The sequence below is a fragment of the Winogradskyella sp. genome (assembly GCF_965228925.1).
GTDB lineage: Bacteria > Bacteroidota > Bacteroidia > Flavobacteriales > Flavobacteriaceae > Winogradskyella.
This window is the reverse complement of record NZ_OZ245845.1, coordinates 389,280-408,194: the sequence shown is the minus strand read 5'-3', so window position 1 is coordinate 408,194 and position 18,915 is coordinate 389,280. Positions and strand designations below refer to the sequence as shown.

General features: G+C 35.9%; 12 protein-coding genes. 7 read left to right on the top strand and 5 right to left on the bottom strand.

Translation table 11 applies throughout. The features are described 5' to 3' along the window. Positions 1–98 precede the first annotated feature (98 nt). The 3 genes from ACO052_RS01555 (at position 99) to ACO052_RS01545 (ending at position 4,329) form a co-directional block, all read left to right on the top strand. Positions 99–542, top strand: a complete 444-nt coding sequence (locus ACO052_RS01555; protein WP_422106255.1) for a nuclear transport factor 2 family protein — start codon at positions 99–101, stop codon at positions 540–542. A gap of 1,145 nt (positions 543–1,687) precedes the next feature. Then, on the top strand, positions 1,688–2,791 hold the full coding sequence (locus tag ACO052_RS01550; RefSeq protein ID WP_422106254.1) for a retropepsin-like aspartic protease: 1,104 nt from the start codon (positions 1,688–1,690) through the stop codon (positions 2,789–2,791). A 155-nt stretch (positions 2,792–2,946) separates the two neighbouring features. After that, a complete protein-coding gene (locus ACO052_RS01545; protein WP_422106253.1) occupies positions 2,947–4,329 on the top strand; it encodes a hypothetical protein in 1,383 nt (460 codons plus the stop codon). Between the two features lie 162 nt (positions 4,330–4,491). Here the strand turns inward: ACO052_RS01545 and ACO052_RS01540 are convergent, their stop codons facing one another. Continuing rightward, the gene (locus ACO052_RS01540; RefSeq protein WP_422106252.1) at positions 4,492–4,923 is read right to left on the bottom strand and encodes a lipocalin family protein; all 432 of its coding nucleotides are present in this window, start codon (positions 4,921–4,923) and stop codon (positions 4,492–4,494) included. Positions 4,924–5,271: 348 nt separating this feature from the next. Between ACO052_RS01540 and ACO052_RS01535 the strand changes: the two genes are divergently transcribed. After that, positions 5,272–6,321, top strand: a complete 1,050-nt coding sequence (locus ACO052_RS01535; protein ID WP_422106251.1) for a T9SS type A sorting domain-containing protein — start codon at positions 5,272–5,274, stop codon at positions 6,319–6,321. A 119-nt stretch (positions 6,322–6,440) separates the two neighbouring features. Here the strand turns inward: ACO052_RS01535 and ACO052_RS01530 are convergent, their stop codons facing one another. Both ACO052_RS01530 and ACO052_RS01525 read right to left on the bottom strand, forming a co-directional pair. Then, positions 6,441–6,839 carry a hypothetical protein gene (locus tag ACO052_RS01530; RefSeq protein WP_422106250.1) on the bottom strand — a complete coding sequence of 133 codons (399 nt, stop codon included), beginning with the start codon at positions 6,837–6,839 and terminating at the stop codon, positions 6,441–6,443. A 103-nt stretch (positions 6,840–6,942) separates the two neighbouring features. Next, a complete protein-coding gene (locus tag ACO052_RS01525) occupies positions 6,943–8,019 on the bottom strand; it encodes an RHS repeat domain-containing protein (RefSeq protein WP_422106249.1) in 1,077 nt (358 codons plus the stop codon). 460 nt (positions 8,020–8,479) lie between these two features. Between ACO052_RS01525 and ACO052_RS01520 the strand changes: the two genes are divergently transcribed. Then, positions 8,480–9,526 (top strand): T9SS type A sorting domain-containing protein, encoded by a 1,047-nt coding sequence (locus tag ACO052_RS01520; RefSeq protein ID WP_422106242.1) that lies wholly within the window; start codon positions 8,480–8,482, stop codon positions 9,524–9,526. Positions 9,527–10,089: 563 nt separating this feature from the next. On the opposite strand, the gene ACO052_RS01515 is transcribed toward ACO052_RS01520, so the two are convergent. Both ACO052_RS01515 and ACO052_RS01510 read right to left on the bottom strand, forming a co-directional pair. Then, a complete protein-coding gene (locus ACO052_RS01515; protein WP_422106243.1) occupies positions 10,090–10,773 on the bottom strand; it encodes a hypothetical protein in 684 nt (227 codons plus the stop codon). Positions 10,774–10,782: 9 nt separating this feature from the next. Continuing rightward, on the bottom strand, positions 10,783–11,862 hold the full coding sequence (locus ACO052_RS01510; protein ID WP_422106248.1) for a hypothetical protein: 1,080 nt from the start codon (positions 11,860–11,862) through the stop codon (positions 10,783–10,785). Positions 11,863–12,360: 498 nt separating this feature from the next. Between ACO052_RS01510 and ACO052_RS01505 the strand changes: the two genes are divergently transcribed. Beyond that, the gene (locus ACO052_RS01505; RefSeq protein ID WP_422106247.1) at positions 12,361–12,948 is read left to right on the top strand and encodes a hypothetical protein; all 588 of its coding nucleotides are present in this window, start codon (positions 12,361–12,363) and stop codon (positions 12,946–12,948) included. A 7-nt stretch (positions 12,949–12,955) separates the two neighbouring features. Continuing rightward, positions 12,956–18,895, top strand: coding sequence for a hypothetical protein (locus ACO052_RS01500; RefSeq protein ID WP_422108101.1), 5,940 nt, complete (start codon positions 12,956–12,958; stop codon positions 18,893–18,895). Positions 18,896–18,915 lie beyond the last annotated feature (20 nt).

The following is an 18,915-nucleotide window of genomic DNA, read 5'->3' as shown; positions in this document are numbered from 1 at the left end:
TACTGAGCCTATAACTTTTAATAGATAAAAAATTACATTAGGTTGGACAACCTAAGTTAAAAGCTACAGCAAAGCATTAAATACGTTTAATATTAATTATGAAATTATTGAAATTATTTGGATTGTTAGTCTTCATGTCTTGTCAAATTACAATGGCACAGAATGAAACTATGGATGTTGTAAAACAAGTCCTTAATGCACAATCTGCGAGGTTTTCTGCAATAACAGAAGCCAATGTTGAGCAACTTAAAAGTTTGCTGGCTGACGAACTTAGCTATTCGCATGCTACAGGCTTAAAGGAATCAAAATCAGAATACCTTGAGACGATTAGCTCTAAAAGAGTTGAGTATGTATCGTTGGTTCCAAAAGACATTGATGTTCGTATGTACGAAAACATAGCGGTTTTAACAGGTCTTGTAGATGTTAAACTGGTGTATAATGAGAAAAAAATGGCGTTCACACTTAGGTTTTTAGAGGTGCAACGCGAAGTAGAAGGCGTCTGGCTTTTGGTAGCTTGGCAATCTGTGAAAAATCAAAATTAAAAACGCTTATGAAAAAATAAAAACGTATTTGAGTTGTCTTAGTAGGGTGATGTTTTAAATAATATTGACGTGTTTATTGAAGCACAATAGACATCACCACCGAACTAAAACACTGGTTGGTCTAAAAAGGCATGGTAACCTCCTCATAATGTGAGATAGATTAATAGCAAATAATCCCCTATCATGCCTTTAGACTGACCAATACAAAACTCCTAAGATCGTTAGATTAATAGCAAACACACGAGACTAATAGTTAGAAAAAAGGGGTAAGGTTCTAGTCTATGGAATCGTGTGATAACCTCCTTAAGCAATTAAGGGGGTTTTTTAAAGGTAATGCAACCTTCTCATAATATGAGATAGATTAATAGCAAACGCACGAGACTAATAGTTAGAAAAAAGGGGTAAGGTTCTAGTCTATGGAATCGTGTGATAACCTCCTTAAGCAATTAGGGAGGTTTTTTAGAGGTAATGCAACCTCCTCATAATATGAGATAGATTAATAGCAAACACACGAGACCAATAGCTAGAAAAAAGGGGTAAGGTTCTAGTCTATGGAATCGTGTGATAACCTCCTTAAGCAATTAGGGAGGTTTTTTAAAGGTAATGCAACCCCCTCATAATATGAGATAGATTAATAGCAAACGCACGAGACCAATAGCTAGAAAAAAGGGGTAAGGTTCTAGTCTATGGAATCGTGTGATAACCTCCTTAAGCAATTAAGGAGGTTTTTTAAAGGTAATGCAACCCCCTCATAATGTGAGATAGATTAATAGCAAACGCACGAGACCAATAGTTAGAAATAAGGGGTAAGGTTCTAGTCTATGGTATCGAGCGATAACCTCCTTAAGCAATTAAGGAGGTTTTTTTTGGAACATGGAAGCCGATTATCAAGGTATAAATACCTTCGTTTTTTTAGTATCATCAACGATCACTGTTTTCCTTAGATTCTAAACTACGCTTTTACGTATGATTAGATTTTCTGTCAATTTAAGTGCTTGGTAAGAGCATAAGCTAATGTTATGTTATAAATTTTCTTCCGTTTAAAACATAAACCTATCCTCAGAATCCTCTAGTTTAGTATATTGTGCACACAATCGATTACAACAATGAGAGCCCGATTTTTGTTTTTTATAATCCTGTTATGCATGCAGGGCCTGTTTGCTCAAAAGTTTCAGGATACGATTCCCTTTCGAAATGATTTGGGTTTAATCATTATTCCAGTGTCATTTAATGGTGTTGAGAAACAATTTGCTTTTGATACGGGCGCGGAATATTCAGTGGCTTATGATTGGGCAAAAGATGAACTCAAAAGCACCAAAAAATCCCTTACCGTAGTATCTTCTAGTGGTTTGCGAAGCAAAATGCGTTTCTACAAGAGCGGTGATATTACCCTAGGAAGCCGGAAAATTACGGGGCATCGCATTTTAAACACGGCTAAGAATGCTATTTTTTCTTGCCATCAGGTAGATGGCATTCTGGGTGTGGATATTATTAAGGAACTCAATTGGCATATCGATTTTAAGCGTAAGCTCCTTATTATGTATCCTTCAAATTATGTGCCTAGTGAGGTTAATACGATGCACCAATTGAGCTTTGAATTTACAGATAACCATCCTTATGTGTATCTACAGCGTAAAAACAGTCGCTTTAGGTTTTTGTTAGATACGGGTGCAGGCAAATCGTCCAACATATCACAGCAAGATTATAAGTTGACCAACATTGATGAGTTTCCGCAAATAGAAGTAAATTCAGGTAATTTTGATGTCAATGGTGTATTTACGACGACTACTCCAAAGGTGTTTCAGTTTCCTGAGAGTACATCAAAAAACGTGACGTTAGCTCCAGTCATTTATTACAATAATTTAAAGTCCACAAAAATTGGCAATTATTTATGGGCGGACCTGTCACTCTTCTTAAGTTTACAAAAGGATAAGCTTTATGTGTCGTCTTCCCAAATCAAACAAGATTATAACTACCATCCTTGTTACGTGTCTTATTACAATGGGGCGATGCGCATTATGAGTATTGTAAAAGGAAGTGAGGTCTGGAATCTTGGGGTTAGGCAGGGGGACGAAGTCCTTCGTTATAACGAAAAACAGTTCTCTGATTTTTGTACGCTAGACCAATACCAACGCCAACTGATTGCATCAGGAGAACCATTCACAATTCAATTAAAAAGTGGTGAAACAGTAACCATTGCTCAAAAAAGTACTTTAGAATCTGAACGTAGCGCTGTCTCCGATAATTGATATTAAATGGTACAGGGTATAGCTCTAAGCAATACTCGCACTTTTCTATATATGAATGGCTATTGGCAAAGCCTAATGCTCGCGTTTCTACTTCAAAGGCTTTGGTATGTTTTTTGTGGCTTTTAATGTATAACTAACTACAAATCAAATACATTATGGTCAGAATATCAATTGTCTTTTGCGCCCTTTTATGCTTTGGTATTGCGCATGCTCAAAAAGAGATAGAATGCCAAACCAAGCTTTCCTATTTTCACGAAAAAGTAAAAGTGAAAAAATACGATGAGGCCTATGATGACTGGTTGTATGTGAAATCAAATTGTCCAAGCTTGAGTTTAGCCATCTATTCGGATGGTGAAAAAATTCTGGAGCATAAGATTAAACATACAGAAGGTGTCGAAAAGAAAGGTTTTATTGCCGATTTGATTGCGTTATGGAACGATCGAAAGCAGTATTTTGAAAGTAGAACACCTAAAGGAGAATTTGCCGCTAAATCTTGTCAGTTGCAATATGACCATAAAGAGGAGTTAGGAAAAAACAATAATGAACTCTTTGATTGTTTTGATCGGGCTTTTAAGGCAGATAGGACAACGTTTACACACCCCAAGAGCCTATACACTTATTTTTTCTCAATGGTGGAGTTGTTTGATGATGAGAAAAAGTCCGCGGCAGAGTTATTCAATATTTATGATGATGTCAATGAAAAAATAGAAGTCGAAATACAGAATTATTCCGAGAAATTAAACGCATTGATAGCAAAACTCGAGAACAGGACAACACTTACTAGCAAAGAAATAAGGACAAGAAAAGCTTATGAGAGCTATCTTAAAAATTATGCTTTAATTAAAGATAATATTGATGCCATAGTGGATAAAAAAGCGAAATGTGAGAATTTAATACCCTTGTATTTAAGAGATTTTGAAAACCATCAAAATGATTCCATTTGGTTAAAACGTTCCGTAAGCAGAATGTATCATAAGCAATGTACTGATGATGAGCTTTATGAAAAATTGGTAAAGCAATATGATAAGGTAGCTCCATCAGCGGATACTAAACTGTATGTCGCTACGGTCTTGCTCAAAAAAGGAAAAGATGAAGAAGCGAATCAATATTTAGAAGAGGCTTTTCGGTTAGAAACCAGACCTTATAAAAAATCGAAGATAGCGTATCGGATTGGAGTTATACTAATGAATAAAAATCAGTATGTAAAGGCTCGGAATTATTTGGTAGACGCTTTAAAGCTCAATCCGTCTAATGGAAAACCACATTCAGTAATTGCGCATATGTACGCTGAGAGCGCAAAGAATAAAAACTGTGGCAAGGATAATTTTTATCAAAGAGCGGTTTATTGGTTAGCGGCTGAGGAGGTAAAAAAAGCATCGCGTATTGACCCTACACTACAAAAACTAGTTAATCAATATGTCGCTAGTTATATAGCAAAAGCTCCGACTAAAGAAGAGGTGTTTCTCAAAGGTTTAGGGGGAAAAACCATACAGATTAAGTGCTGGATTAATAGATCGGTTGTTGTGCCTAAACCTTGATTGAGACCATAGCCCTCACTTTGAGAATCTATTTTATTAGTTTTTATTAGTAGATCAGAAAAACTTGTAAATTTTTTAAGCCATAGAGCAATACATAAAAACGAACTTTAGTTTAAAAGAATCCGAGTTACAAACAAGGATAACTATTGGAAACATAGTTGTTTACTGAGTCCGAACGTAATAAAAATCTATCAAATTATACTCTATATACATCGTGTTGTTATCTACAAAAACAATTTTTTCGTCTATTGAAGTGCCATTATTCCCCATAAATCTATAGTTTTCTCCTGAAGCCGATTCTGAGTCCGGAATAAGCTCCCAGGACCCTTCGCCTTCACCCGTTATAAAACATGGGCCACCTTGGCCATTATTAGCATAAGTCTTTCGCTCTGATGTAAAATCTGCGTTCCAAATGATATAGGATTGTTGATGACATGGAGTATCGTTTATCGTTATCCCAAAAGACTCTTGATGGGTAAGATTCCATCTACCAACAATTTGATCTTCTGATAGTGCAACCTCTTCTGAATCATCATTGTTGCTGCAGTTGAACATTAATCCTAAGGCTAATACTACGAATACTAGTTTTTTCATTTGGTTTTATGGTTTTATTTTGTCGTGATTTTTGGACGCTAAAAATAAACCATTTTATCTTTTTTGTACACTTTCCTAAAAAGAAAAAGCGGCCTGTTTGAATGGCTTCCACTTTTTATTATTGCGTATGCATAATTTAAAGTTTAATACTAAACCATATAGCGATATTATAGGTTGCATGATCAATGAGCAAGACCACGGCAATGTGGCCTAATCTGTTGATTACATTACTTTTATTTTGAATAATTGTAAGAAAAGGAGACTAGTCCTTATACTTTTTTATTAAGTTTACAGTGAATGGTTTGAAACAAATGTGTTAACGGATAATCCAAAATAATGACCCAGATTATGAATAACAACTACTTATATCTTTTGGTGTTTATCTTTTGCACCCTATTTACTTATGCCCAAGTCACTACAGTTGTTGATGGGCTTAATGCTCAGGAAGCAGCTAATAGAATGGCAATCCATAATGACCAATTATATTATAGTCTGGATAGCGAGATCTACTATTTTGATATTAACGAAACTATTCCCACTCCAGTACTTTTGATCGATAACCTTAATAACCCTTGTGGTTTGGCGATTAAAGATAACTTTTTATATGTGGCCCTTTTCTGGGAAGGGAATATCATTAAATTAGATCTTAGCCTACCCAATCCCAGCCCTATTGAGGTCACCTTTTTTGGCCAGACCCCGAATATGCTAGAATTTAAGGGCGATGACCTCTATTATTCTGATAATAATGGCAATAGGATATATAGGTATGATACCACCAGTGGCTCCTCTGCAGCAGAAAACTTTTTAAATACTACACCTACTGGACCAATAGGTTTGGCCATAAAGGACAACTTCTTATATTTCAACTTACCGACAGAAGGTACCATTCTTAAACTAGGATTGGATAATCCCCAAGGGACCCCTATAGAAGTAATATCAGGTCTAAATCGACCAATAGGTATGGCATTTATAGGAGACGATTTATACATTGCTGATAGAGATGATAATAGTATCGTAAAATTCAATATTACGGAGACTATTCCCACACTTGAGACAGTTGTTTCTAATATTAATCTACCCTCTGATGTTGCTTTCGCTGGCGAGGTCTTATATATGATAAATACGGATCAAATCTCCAAGATTGATTTATCGCTAAGTATAGATGAGCAAAGTCTCAATACTATTAAACTTTATCCCAATCCAGTAAACAGCTATCTTAAGGTGGCCAATACCTCAAGCGACCTAAAGTATCACATCAGCGATATTAACGGTAGACATTTACAAGAAGGTAAACTGATTGTCAATGGACAAATCGACACCACCGCTCTCGCTTCAGGGACTTATTTTATTACCCTTTATGGTGAGACTAGTGAAACCCTGAAATTTTTTAAGCAGTAACAACTAATAATGAAAAATGAAACCTTTATATCTCTATAAAAGCTTCTTTTTTTGTTTCTTTTTGCCATACGATAGAATCGTACGGCAGCGGGGGATATCACCTGTAAAGTACTTAGAAATCAATTAATTATATTCCCATTATTGATTAATAAACTAAAAGAATAAAAATCATCATTTTTGTTTATCTTCAGCTCTTCTCCTATACACATATTTTTATTAACAAATGTAGTAAGAGAATCTATTTTCTTAGTAGAGCTATAAATCTTGACTTCAAACAATGAATCTCTACAAAATGAAAGGTGTTTGACTATTCTAACACCTCGCACATCAAAAACAGATGAATAAGTCCTTTGAGTAAACGATGTATAATTATCACTATCTTCTTCATCGGAAACGCTCTCTACAATATCAGGGTTATATTTTTTATTCAATTCTATACCTTTTCCAAAGAACACCTTAAATGTTTTACCTTGATAATAATATAAACAATATTTTTTTTCAATAATATTATCCTCCAAACAAGATGTTTCTAGGCTATTGTTTATATCCTTCTCAGGTTTTTTTCTACAAGAAAAAAAAAGTATTAGAAAAAAAATTATATAAATAAATTGACAATGCCTTTTATTCAGATTTCTTCTTTGCATAATTTAAAAATTCTTGGAAAGCTTTTATGATTTTTTTATCGTCTGCACTTTTATCTTGATCAAATCTATTTAAAATAGGTTCGTCCCACGTATCATTAAAATAATCTACAAATTCATTTAGGATATTTTCTGCATCTTTATTACTATAACTAGAAACATTAGCATATTTAGTTTTCAATTCTCCTCCTAATTTTTGACCCCAAGTATTGTTTACTAAATCAACATAAGTATCAATCTTTTCTTGGACTTCAAGGTTTGGCATTGTTCCATTAGCTAACCCTTCCTTTTTTAACTCATGCTTATCCGCAACCCAATCTGTAACATCTTTACCAAAAAAGAAAGTTAACATTGCTTGACCTGCTACATGTCTAAATGAATTAGTCAAGCCAAAAGCATTTTCTTGCTTGGCATCTGAAATTAATAAGTCGGTATTTTTTAATTTCGTAGCTAATAATACACCTATATTTTTAAGCTGAAATCCTCTTTTCTCGTATGTAATATTCTTTATTGCCTTTAATTCATCAACATTTGAATTTGCAATTATCAAATCTACTTTACTAATATTATATTTATTTGCGATATCTATTTTATCCCAAAAACCAATATCCCCAGCTGCTTGAATCTCTTTGTAAGCATTTTGTAAATCTGTTTCTGATGCACCATCTTCAACCCAATTAATCACTATATCATTATCTTTTTTGCCAAGATATTTATGGGAAACCTGCAATATATCTGAACCTAATGCCCTATAATGATTGATTCGAACATCTTTCTTTAAGTCATCTAAGGTTTTGTAATCAGTAGTTATTAAAGCTTCTAAACCATCTAAATCTATTGCCGCTATAGGTGTGTTACTAGCATATTGATAAGGTGTTAGACTAGGGTAACTTTGGAATAAAGGATCCGTGCTTAAGAATTTACCTAATCTAGCATCATAAATCCTAAAACCGTAATCATACTGAACTCCTTCTCCTTTAATCTCGTCATCTTTTTCCTTACCATTAAACCCATAACGATAGCCATCCACGGCGCTATGGCGTTTTGGCAGGAGCATTCCAAAGGAAGCCTAATCAAATCTTGCTCAAGGCATTTTATTTAAAAGAACATAAGCATTTAAAAATACTCAAAAAACAACCACTTTTTACATTTTTACATGATTTTTCAATGCCAAAAACAGACTATTTTCACCCTTAAAAATACACTTTATTTGATAAATAATTTCAACCTTTTTTATGCGCTTTTCTAAAAAGAAAAGCCGCCCGTTTAAGTGGTTTTCGCTTTTTATTGTTGCATATGCATAATTTAAAGTTTAATACTAAACCAAATAGCGATATTATAGGTTGCTTGCTTAATAAGAAATACCACGGCAATATGACCTAATCTCTTGATTACATTACTTTTATTTTGAATAATTGTAAGAAAAAGAGACTAGTCCTTATACTTTTTTATTAAGTTTACAGAGAATGGTTTGAAACAAATGTGTTAACGGATAATCCAAAATAATAACCCAAACTATGACCAAAAACTACTTATATCTTCTAGTATTCGTCTTTTGTGCCCAATTTACTTATGCCCAAGTCACTACAATAGTTGATAATCTCAACGCTTCAGAAGGTCCCCGAATATTAATCCACAATGACATTTTATATTACAGTCTGGATACCGAAATCTTATATTTCAATATTAACGAGGCCGATCCCAACCCAGTACTCCTAATCGATAACCTTAACAATCCAGCCGGTATGGCGATTAAAGACGGATTTCTGTATGTAGCGCGTTTTGGAACCGGGGATATTATTAAATTAGATTTGAGCCTTCCCAATCCCAGCCCAATTGAGCTTACCTTTTTTGGCCAAACCCCAAATATATTAGAGTTTGAGGGGGATGACCTCTATTATTCCGACAATAACGGCGATAGGATATATAGATACGATACTACTAGTGGCTCTTCTTCAGCAGAAAACTTTTTGAATACCACTCCTACAGGACCGATTGGTTTGGCTATAAAGGATGATTTTATCTACTTTAATCTTCCACTTCAGGACACCGTCTTTAAATTAGGATTAGATGATCCACAGGGCACTCCTATTGAAGTGGTTTCAGGACTAAATCACCCCTTGGGTATGGTATTTAAAGGGAACGATTTGTATGTTGCCAATAGAGACGATAACAGCGTTGTAAAACACAATATTACGGACAATATACCCATCGTTGAGTCAGTTGTTTCTAATATAAGTCTGCCCTTGGACATTGCTTTTGCTGGTGAGGTTTTATATATGATAAATACTGATGAAATCTCCAAGATTGATTTATCACTTAGTATAGATGAGCAAAGACTCAATAATCTTAAGCTTTATCCCAATCCAGTAAACAACTATCTCAAAGTGGCTAATATGTCCCGCGATCTCGAGTATAATATAAGCGATATCAATGGCAGACATTTACAAGAAGGAGAGCTTACCCGTAATGGACAAATAGATACAACGGCCCTTGCATCGGGCACTTATTTCATTTCCTTTTTTGGTGAAACCATTGAAACTAGGAAATTTTTTAAGCAGTAGTCAATAAACAAAAAGAAACCTTTACGCCCTTACAAAAGTTCTTTTTTGTTTCCTTTTGCCACGCGATAGAATCGTGCGGCAGCTAGGGAAAGATGGTTTTAGTATTTATTAATAATTTTACAGTACTTGGAAATATTCAAGTACTAGGAATTTCGAAGATGATCATACAGTTTTGGAAATTTAAGCAGTTCTAACTTAGGGGGAAGCTTGCACTGCCTAACAGGTAACTTATTAATATTTAAATCAACTCATTATTTAATGATACCCTTATTCATTTCGATTGCAATAGTTATAGCTTTTGCTAGTCAAGCAAAAAAGAATAATAAAAATCCCATTAAATGGGGTTTTATTGGGTTGCTTTCGTTTTGGGTTATCACCATAATACCTATCTATATTTTTATTGAGTTTATTATTGTAAATCCAAATAATACTTCAGGTATTATTCTCATCAATATCGTAATTTTTACATTTTTTATCTTTGGGGTGATAATATGCAATAAAATTTACAAGCATTTAAAAAAGACGTAATCCTTTTATTCTCAAAATTGTTATAACCTAAAACTCTATTTTTCCTTACAAAAATGTTCGCTTTCCATAATTATATACTCAAATATATCGGGTCGAGTTGGAAAATCTGGATATTTTGAAGCATGTAAAATTTCATTCATATTCATATGTACCTCTGATTTTGGGTCGCAAGAATTTAAAGTATAATCATAAATAAATTCCCAGAAACCATTTCCTTTAAAGGTAAACTCTTTTTCAGATATAAAATCTGGAATTTCATTTATTCTACTATCCATATTCACGATGTCATTTGCATCTGTGTTTTTCAATAAATAAGGAATTAGATCCATAAATAAGGAATTAGCAGACAGTTTCTTGCGGATCTTATCAATGCCATGTTTAGGATAGTGGTGTGTTGTTTTATCTCTTAATCCATTAAACTCCTCGTAAAAATTTACGGAATCTAACTTTTTTAAATCTTCGTAATTTTTAACTAAGAGATAAGATCGGATTAAATGTCCTGTTGTTTCATCAATATAATAGCCTGAATCTTTAACAACATTGTAATAAAGTGTATTACCCTTTATAAAAGATGTATCCCTTACTTTTAACCCAAATTCATTAAGTGATTTTTGAAACTTAAGTTGAATTTGTTCACTGTTTTTTGTGTTGATTTTCTCTTGAGCATCACAAGAGAAAATCAATATAAAAATTCCTAATACAACGGATAATTTGTCCATAATTTCTATCTATTGGTTTTTTCTTATGTAATCCCCATATTTAAGAGTATCCCCTTTCTTAGCATTATAATTAGCTTCTGCTCGCCTTAAAGAATCTTTTTTTGTTGTAAATGCTGAATAGGTATCAGACCATCTAGGTGCTGGACCTGTTTGAGGCCAAGAATAGCCAATATTCCAACCTACATCATCAATAGTATTATAAATCCCATAAATAACCGTTCCTTCATCATCTTTACCAATAAATGTAGCTGTCTCCCAAAAACTCATACCTCCAGAATGGGAATAAATCTCAGTTGCAGTATTTAATATATCGACTAAATTGTTTGTTTGCAGCTTCTGAGCAACACTCGGGTTAATTTTTATAGTAACATCGCCTCCTGCTAAATCTCCAAGACCCCATCCGCCTGACCATTCACTCGTCACACCTCTTTCCCAATAACCTGAGCCTTCTTTAACACCACCTTCTAATTTGGTCCATTGATATACAAATGGTCCAATGCTCTTCCATTTCCCTCTAAACTTTGTTTCTTGAGGCATAAATTTAGCCGCTTCAGGTGTGTTTTTATCCTCTTCTGGGTTTGTTTCTTTGACTAAATGAATATTTAATTTTTCATCTTTATTAATATTTGCATCCCAGAACCCTTTATCGCCTCTATCGCTATAATTTTTGACATTACCATTTTTATTAATATAAGTATCTTTGTTCCAGTTTACTATATCTTCCCAAGATACTTCCATATATCCATTTTCTTTAGCCCAGTTATTTATGCTTTGAGCCATTTGGGTTGGACCTTCATTTTTTTGTACGTTATATTTCCCTGTTGGGTTTCCATCATTATCAACAACAACTTCTAACCCTTCTAATTCATAACCATCAATAACTCTATTTTCACTAAAAGCGTAAGGTGAATTATATGAATATTGCCAATCTAACGGGTCAACAGCAAAGAACCTACCCACTCTAGAATCATGCATCCTATACTTATAATTTATAGAATTCCCTTCTCCTTTTATTTCATCATCTTTCTCCTGGCCCTGGAAGCCGTAACGATAGCCATCCACGGCGCTATGGCGTTTTGGCAGGAGCATTCCAAAGGGATAGTAATCAAAATTGCTACGATATTAGTATTTAAAAGAACGTACTAGGATTACAAATAAGCACAAAAGTGCATGATTTGACCAAAACATATACTTTTTTACTAGTGTTTAAGGGCTCAATAAAGTTACAATAATTTTAAAATAAAGGGCATTGGAAAACGCCATAAAAAACCGAAGCTCCTTTAGAATAACTTCAATTTCTCAGCCTAATAAAGGTTTGTAGTCTTTATATGCCAAAAAAATGCACTTACGAGCTTTCTTCTAATCTAGAGTATGCCTCCTTTTTAGCGTCATGAAACTTCTCTCGGAAATCAACGATTCTATGTAAATAAATGATTATCAGTTATTAGTATTCTGTATAATAATTGATTTTGTAAGAAAATATTTCAAATGTATTGCGGAAAAACCGTAATCATTTTCCTTTTTTTATTAACATTTAATTTGTAAGTTTATACAGACAATAACCATCAATTAATTCATGTAACGACTATGAGGGATTACTTATATCCTTTGCTATTTTTTTGTACATTCTTAATTTTCCAGTGTAATTCTTCCCCTAAAAATCAGACACAAACGGAGTCTAAAATATATAACTTTCGTCAGCAAGGTTGGAAATCCAATAAGATCATACAATTAATTAATGACATTAGTTATTCAGCTACCGAAGTTCCTCTACAATACTATCTCCTTAAAAATACCCAAGCCGAAGATTTGACCACTATCGATTCCTTATATGAGCTTAATAAGGACGAGCGCATCATTGAGATAGAATTTCAGCATATTGATAAAAAAGACTTGTTGTTAGATTCTTATACCAACAAAACATACGAGGATGCAGTCAAGTATATGGCCTTTCAAATCACAAACGATTTTAAAGTGGTAACCTCCTCTGGCGATACCATTAATTGTTCTGGCTCCCATTTTGAGCGTAACTTTAAAGTCGCGCCTTTTAAGCGAGCATTGCTTTACTTCGATAATATTAATCCTGACGATCATATTCAGTTACTCTACCAAGACCATTTGTTTGGAAACGGCATGATTAAATTCAACTTTAAAGACACACCATTAAAATTATAATTAATAGATGATGATTCACGCAATTAGAACCAGTAGATTCTCAAAAGTCATTGCAAGTTATCTTGCGATACAGCTCATTATGACGACCATACAGCCCTCAAATTTGTTTGCACTCACTGGTGGTCCCGCTCAACCTGAGTTCAATTCGTTTACTCCTATCGGGACATCGGATATGGTTAATCTCTCATCTGGGGATTTTAACTATAACATTCCTATTATGGATATTGGAGGGTATCCCATTAATCTGTCTTATGATTCTGGAATTACGATGGATCAGGAAGCTTCATGGGTAGGACTAGGCTGGAATTTGAATGTGGGTCAGATCAACCGTCAAGTCAGGGGCTTACCGGACGATTTTAATGGTGATGAAATGACCTATCAAAATAATTTAAAGGACAACAAAACGGTTGGAGCGACGGTTACATTTCACCCTGCCGTAATTGGAGTAGATATTCCTGTTGAAATTAATGGAACAGCGACTGCTAATCCTGGGGACACTGGTAATGTTGATGTCGCTCTTGGACTTGGTGTGGATTATAATAATTATACAGGGTGGTCCTACTCTGCTACGAGTGGGGTAAGCTTTAAACTCTCTGACAATGTCACTATTGGAGCGCAAATGACCAATTCGAGCACACAAGGCGTATCCATTTCACCAAACTTAAGTTTAAACACCAATTCGTTTGGAGACGATAAATTTTCTTTCTCTGCAGGCACTTCTGTTGGGACAACATTTAATTCACGACAAGGCTTAACCTCTTTAAGTATCAATCCATCACTGAATACTTCTTTTGAACGATCTTCAGATAAGAAGAAGATCAAAGGTAATTATGGGGCATTGGGCAATGGAACCAAATCATTTGTACCCACCTCCTATACGCCAAAAAAACGCAATCAATTGGTAAATGTAAATTCGGCGGCCAACGGGGCACTAGGGTTTGAAGTGTTTGGCATTGAAGGTCAGGGTGAGATTTATGTGTATGCTTCTGAACAATCATTAGCGGAAGAAGAAAAAGACAAAACCGAAAATGCCTATGGTTTTAATTTTACCGAAAATGCCTCCAAGAACGATATTCTAGATATTAACCGCGAAAATGATCGCTTAATTACCAAAAATGTCAATGTACTACCAGTAACCAACTATACTTATGACCTGTATTCCATAAATGGACAGGGGATTTCAGGGATGTATCAACCTTATAGATCGCAAGTGGGTTATGTCTATGATAAGTATGTGAAAGATATTAGTAAGGATCGGCATTTGGGTATCGAAGTTGGTGGCGGTGCCTATGTTCACGTCGGTGTGGAATATAGATCTGCGCCTTCGGAGTCTTATACGGGACTTTGGGCCAATAATAATTTTGCAAGAGCTAATTTTATCGAAAATACCAGCAGTGACAACAAAGCATATGAAAAAGTGTTTTATAAAGCCATAGGCGAACTCAATATTGACCCCAATGCTAGCCTTTTTACCAATCAGCTTGGAGGTGAAGCACCTATCAAATTAGAACTTACTGGAAGTAATTTTGAAAAAGAAACCGTACCTAATAGATATTTAAGAGGGTCTGATGCGTTGATGACCACGGCGACTAATTTTGTAAACGGAACGGTGAAAAGAGATAAACGCATGCTCAGAAATCAGGCTATTCAACCGTTCACAAAAAAGGAAGCTAGTAGTCTGTTTGCCAACTATGAGAACCCTCCGCAGATCAACGCTTTATCAAAGGAACATCATAATGTGGTTACAAAAATCACACAACCTGATGGCAGTACTTACGTTTTTGGGCAACCCGCTTATAATACCAAAAAAGTGGAAGCCACATTTAATGTTACTGGAGCAGGCCATGGCAGTTCTTCATCAAGTGAAGAATTAGTACAATATAATTCGGGAGATAATACCCCCAACAATAACCGTGGAAGAGATAACTATTTTAATCGTGTAGAAACTCCAGCTTATGTTCATACCTATTTGTTATCGGAAGTATTATCCTCAGATTATGAGGATTTAACGGGTGATGGCCCTACGGATGATGATTTAGGAGCCTATACTAAAATTCACTATATCGATCATAACACGGCATCGACTCCATACCGTTGGCGGGTGCCTTTTGAATCTAATATGGCAACCTCGAACAAGGGCTTTAATTCACTACAGCAAGATGATATGGGGAATTATGTCTATGGAGAAAAGGAGCTGTTTTATGTCGATAAAATTGAAACCAAAACACATATTGCGATTTTCGAATTGAATGAAAGAAATGACGGTTATGGGGTTACAGACGAAAACGGAGGACTATCCCAAACCTCTAAAATGTATCAACTAGACAAAATTTATCTGTACAGTAAACCAGTATATAAGAATCTTACTAGTGGTACCGCTTTTGAAAACCTAAGCGACGCTACCAAAGCCAGAGAAGCTATAAAAATTGCTCATTTTGAATATGATTATTCCTTATGTGTAGGAGTTCCAAACAATGCGGACAGTACACAATTAGATGATAATGAGTCTGCAGATCAGGGTGGAAAGCTAACGCTAAAAAACGTTTATTTTACCTACAGAGGTTCTAATATGGGGAAATACACGCCTTACACATTCAATTATAAAGGCTTAAACCCTAACTATCATATTAAGGGCTACAATATGTGGGGCAACTACAAAAACCCGGAAATGGCCGGGATGGGACTAAATCAAGGTAATGATCCCACCACAGCAGAATTTCCATATGTCGATCAAAAGGATAGAACAATTGAAGACGCTAATGCATCAGCTTGGACTATGACCTCCATTGATTTGCCCTCTGGCGGAAAGCTTCAAATGACTTATGAAGCGGACGATTACAAGAGCGTACAAAACAAACGTGCCCTAGAGATGTTTAAAGTGCGGGGCGTAGGGACTACCAATACCGTAGCTGGTCTTGCCAACTCCAGTAGCAATTTATTGTATGATTCGTCTGGAGCTAAACGCTATATCTATGTAGAACTTCCCAATGAAAATCCTTCAGATGTATTGACTGAAACTGCGTTTATCAACTCCTATTTATCAGATTTAGTAGATCAACCCATATTCTTTAAATTCATGCTAAATATGGTGCGAAATAAGAGCTACGCCTATGATTTTGTATCAGGTTATTTCAAATTAGACCATGGGCAAAACATGGATTTTGCAGAGCGACCTATCGGTATATTTACGCACAATGATGGCGGTTCAACATCAGTATACGCCGCCATTCCGGTAAGATTGGTCCATAAAAACCGGAGTAGCTACGATGATAATGGCGAAAGCCCATTTAGCAAAGCGGGATGGTATTACGGAAGACAGCATCTCAATAGAATCGTCTATGGGCAGGCCGAAGTCAGTAATTTTAATGTATTGGATATTGCCGAAACTATTGTTGGACAAATTGGTGGCATGTTCGCTTTATTTAATGGCCCTCATAATGAACTAAAAGATAAAGGTGTAGCCCAAAGATTTAGTACTACCAAGTCTTGGGTGCGACTCCAGAACCCTAATCAGTCTAAAATTGGTGGAGGCATTCGTGTGTCGCGAATTGAAATGTTTGATGAGTGGGACCAAATGACAGGGAATGCCAATAACGATCTGTATCGTATGTCCTATGGGCAAGAGTACAATTATTTGGGTACCGATGGTTTAACCAGCGGCGTAGCAACTTTTGAGCCTTTTGGCAGTAAGGAAAATCCATTTGTAGAACCCTTTTATGACGATGTGGATAATGATCGATTGTTGGCACCTCAAGAACAAAACTTTACTGAAAAACCTTTTGGAACCTCGTTTTTCCCATCTCCTAAAGTTACGTATGGTCGGGTAACAGTTGCCAATCTTAATCGCGGGACCTACAATAATGGGCAAACGGTTTTAGAAGTAGGCAATAATGGTACGGGTAGAGTGGTCAACGAATTTTATACCTCTGCAGATTTCCCTACAATTGCAGAGCACACGCCTTTGGGGCAAACCCATGTTGAAGATTATCCCGAAGGTGGTGTATCGATCATAGCCTCTATGTTTGGACTCAATTTTGTCACCAAAAAGCGTATTTCTATGTCCCAAGGATTTAGTGTTGTTACAAATGACATGGATGGCAAACCGAAAAATCAAATGGTCTTTCAAGAGTCGGCCATTGGTGATAATTCACCTATTTCGAAAGTGGAGTACCATTACAATGTAGACGAAGATGGTAAGCTTTACAATGAATTGCCCGTAATCAATGAGAACGGATCGGTAACAACCAAGACTTTGGGATTAGACTATAATGTCATCAACGACTTCCGTCGTTCTAAAAGCGCTATGGAAACCTATGGAGGTGATGTTAATATCGCCGTATTGCCATCTCCGGCCTTTGGTATTCCATTCTCTATTGGGTCTGCTACCCCGCAGTTGGCCTTTCATGATACAGATTTAAGAATGGCAACCACTACAAAGGTGGTGCATAAAACGGGCATATTAATCGAAAAGAAAGCTTTCGATTTGGGTGCTGAAGTCACCACGAAAAATGTGGCCTGGGATGCACAATCCGGTCAGGTTATTTTAACCCAAACCGATAACGAATACGAAGATACATACTATAATTTCAACTACCCGGCCTATTGGAATTATGTGCAAATGGGAGCAGCTTCCAGGAATATAGGGCTAGAGCTAAATATTGACTACATCCCCGATCACCAATACGAGCTTAGTGGTGAGACGGATATCGGTAATTACTTATCCAATGGTGATGTACTATTGGTCGATGATCAGGACATCGGTTGGGTCACCAATCTATCCGGAGCCAATTTTTCTATCATTAATAGATCAGGGCTATATATTGACTTTGCTACCAAGTTAAAAGTCATTCGCTCGGGGTACAAAAACTTACAAAGCGCTAATATGGCGAGTATTACCCTAATGCAAAACCCCATTGATTTGGGTAATAATTTTGATATTGATGGTCAATATGATCCTATTACCAATACCACTTTTGAAGCGGCTAATTGGGACGAGAAACGCATCGTTAATGCTTCTGCCGTAAAATACAGCGACGATTGGCCCTTAGCTTGTGATTGTGACATACCCGAAATAAGATTCGATGAGGATGGAACACTGCTTATAAGGCATGAGGGTGACGATGCCTTTAATCCCTATCTGTATAATATGAAAGGGGAATGGCGTGCTAAAGAGTCCTATGCCTATTTAACAGGCCGTTACAACAGTGATCAGGATTTTAACCCAAGAAACTCAGGGTTCTTTAAGGACTTTAGTGCTTTCTATAAGATAGATAATGTAGGCAATTGGACTATAGACACCAATAATTGGACATCCGCTTCTGAAGTGACTTTATATAGTCCTTACGGTGCAGAACTCGAAAATAAAGATGCCTTAGATCGTTATTCTTCTGCACAATATGGCTATAGCTATAACTTTCCAATCGCTGTTGCCTCAAATAGCGCCTATCGCGAAATTGGATTTGACGGCTTCGAAACTTATAATCAAGACGACTGTGATAAGGATCACTTCAGTTTTAAAGGTGTTGAGAATTTGAATATTTCAGACCAATTCGCGCATTCCGGTAATTATAGTGTCGTAGTTGAGTCCAATAGTAAAGTCCGTTTAAAGAGTAGAATCGTGGAATGTGATTTAAGTCTTCCTAACGCACAAAATGATACGTATCACATGTGTTCTACCAATGCACCCTTTCCAGTATTGTTGAATGATAGTTTCGGTGATGATGGGCCCGGTACCGTTGGCATCGAAATCTTGTCTACATCACCTAGCTGTTTGATAGCGACAGTATTTGATAACAATACACCGAATGATGTAACAGATGATATGATCGATCTTCCAAATTCACCATCGCAATGTTATCCTCCAACGATGGTCATTGTCTATCAAATATGCGATAGTAATGGGGATTGTGATACTGCAACGTTAAATCTAACGCGATGTTCACAGTAGTGTTAAAATTTATAAAGTAT

What these genes read in the sequence shown, in the direction of transcription:
- ACO052_RS01555 (WP_422106255.1), top strand. Translation starts at nt 99, where the DNA reads ATGAAATTATTGAAATTATTTGGATTGTTAGTCTTCATGTCTTGTCAA.
- ACO052_RS01550 (WP_422106254.1), top strand. Translation starts at nt 1,688, where the DNA reads ATGCAGGGCCTGTTTGCTCAAAAGTTTCAGGATACGATTCCCTTTCGA.
- ACO052_RS01545 (WP_422106253.1), top strand. Translation starts at nt 2,947, where the DNA reads ATGGTCAGAATATCAATTGTCTTTTGCGCCCTTTTATGCTTTGGTATT.
- ACO052_RS01540 (WP_422106252.1), bottom strand. Translation starts at nt 4,923, where the DNA reads ATGAAAAAACTAGTATTCGTAGTATTAGCCTTAGGATTAATGTTCAAC.
- ACO052_RS01535 (WP_422106251.1), top strand. Translation starts at nt 5,272, where the DNA reads ATGAATAACAACTACTTATATCTTTTGGTGTTTATCTTTTGCACCCTA.
- ACO052_RS01525 (WP_422106249.1), bottom strand. Translation starts at nt 8,019, where the DNA reads ATGCTCCTGCCAAAACGCCATAGCGCCGTGGATGGCTATCGTTATGGG.
- ACO052_RS01520 (WP_422106242.1), top strand. Translation starts at nt 8,480, where the DNA reads ATGACCAAAAACTACTTATATCTTCTAGTATTCGTCTTTTGTGCCCAA.
- ACO052_RS01515 (WP_422106243.1), bottom strand. Translation starts at nt 10,773, where the DNA reads ATGGACAAATTATCCGTTGTATTAGGAATTTTTATATTGATTTTCTCT.
- ACO052_RS01510 (WP_422106248.1), bottom strand. Translation starts at nt 11,862, where the DNA reads ATGCTCCTGCCAAAACGCCATAGCGCCGTGGATGGCTATCGTTACGGC.
- ACO052_RS01505 (WP_422106247.1), top strand. Translation starts at nt 12,361, where the DNA reads ATGAGGGATTACTTATATCCTTTGCTATTTTTTTGTACATTCTTAATT.
- ACO052_RS01500 (WP_422108101.1), top strand. Translation starts at nt 12,956, where the DNA reads ATGATGATTCACGCAATTAGAACCAGTAGATTCTCAAAAGTCATTGCA.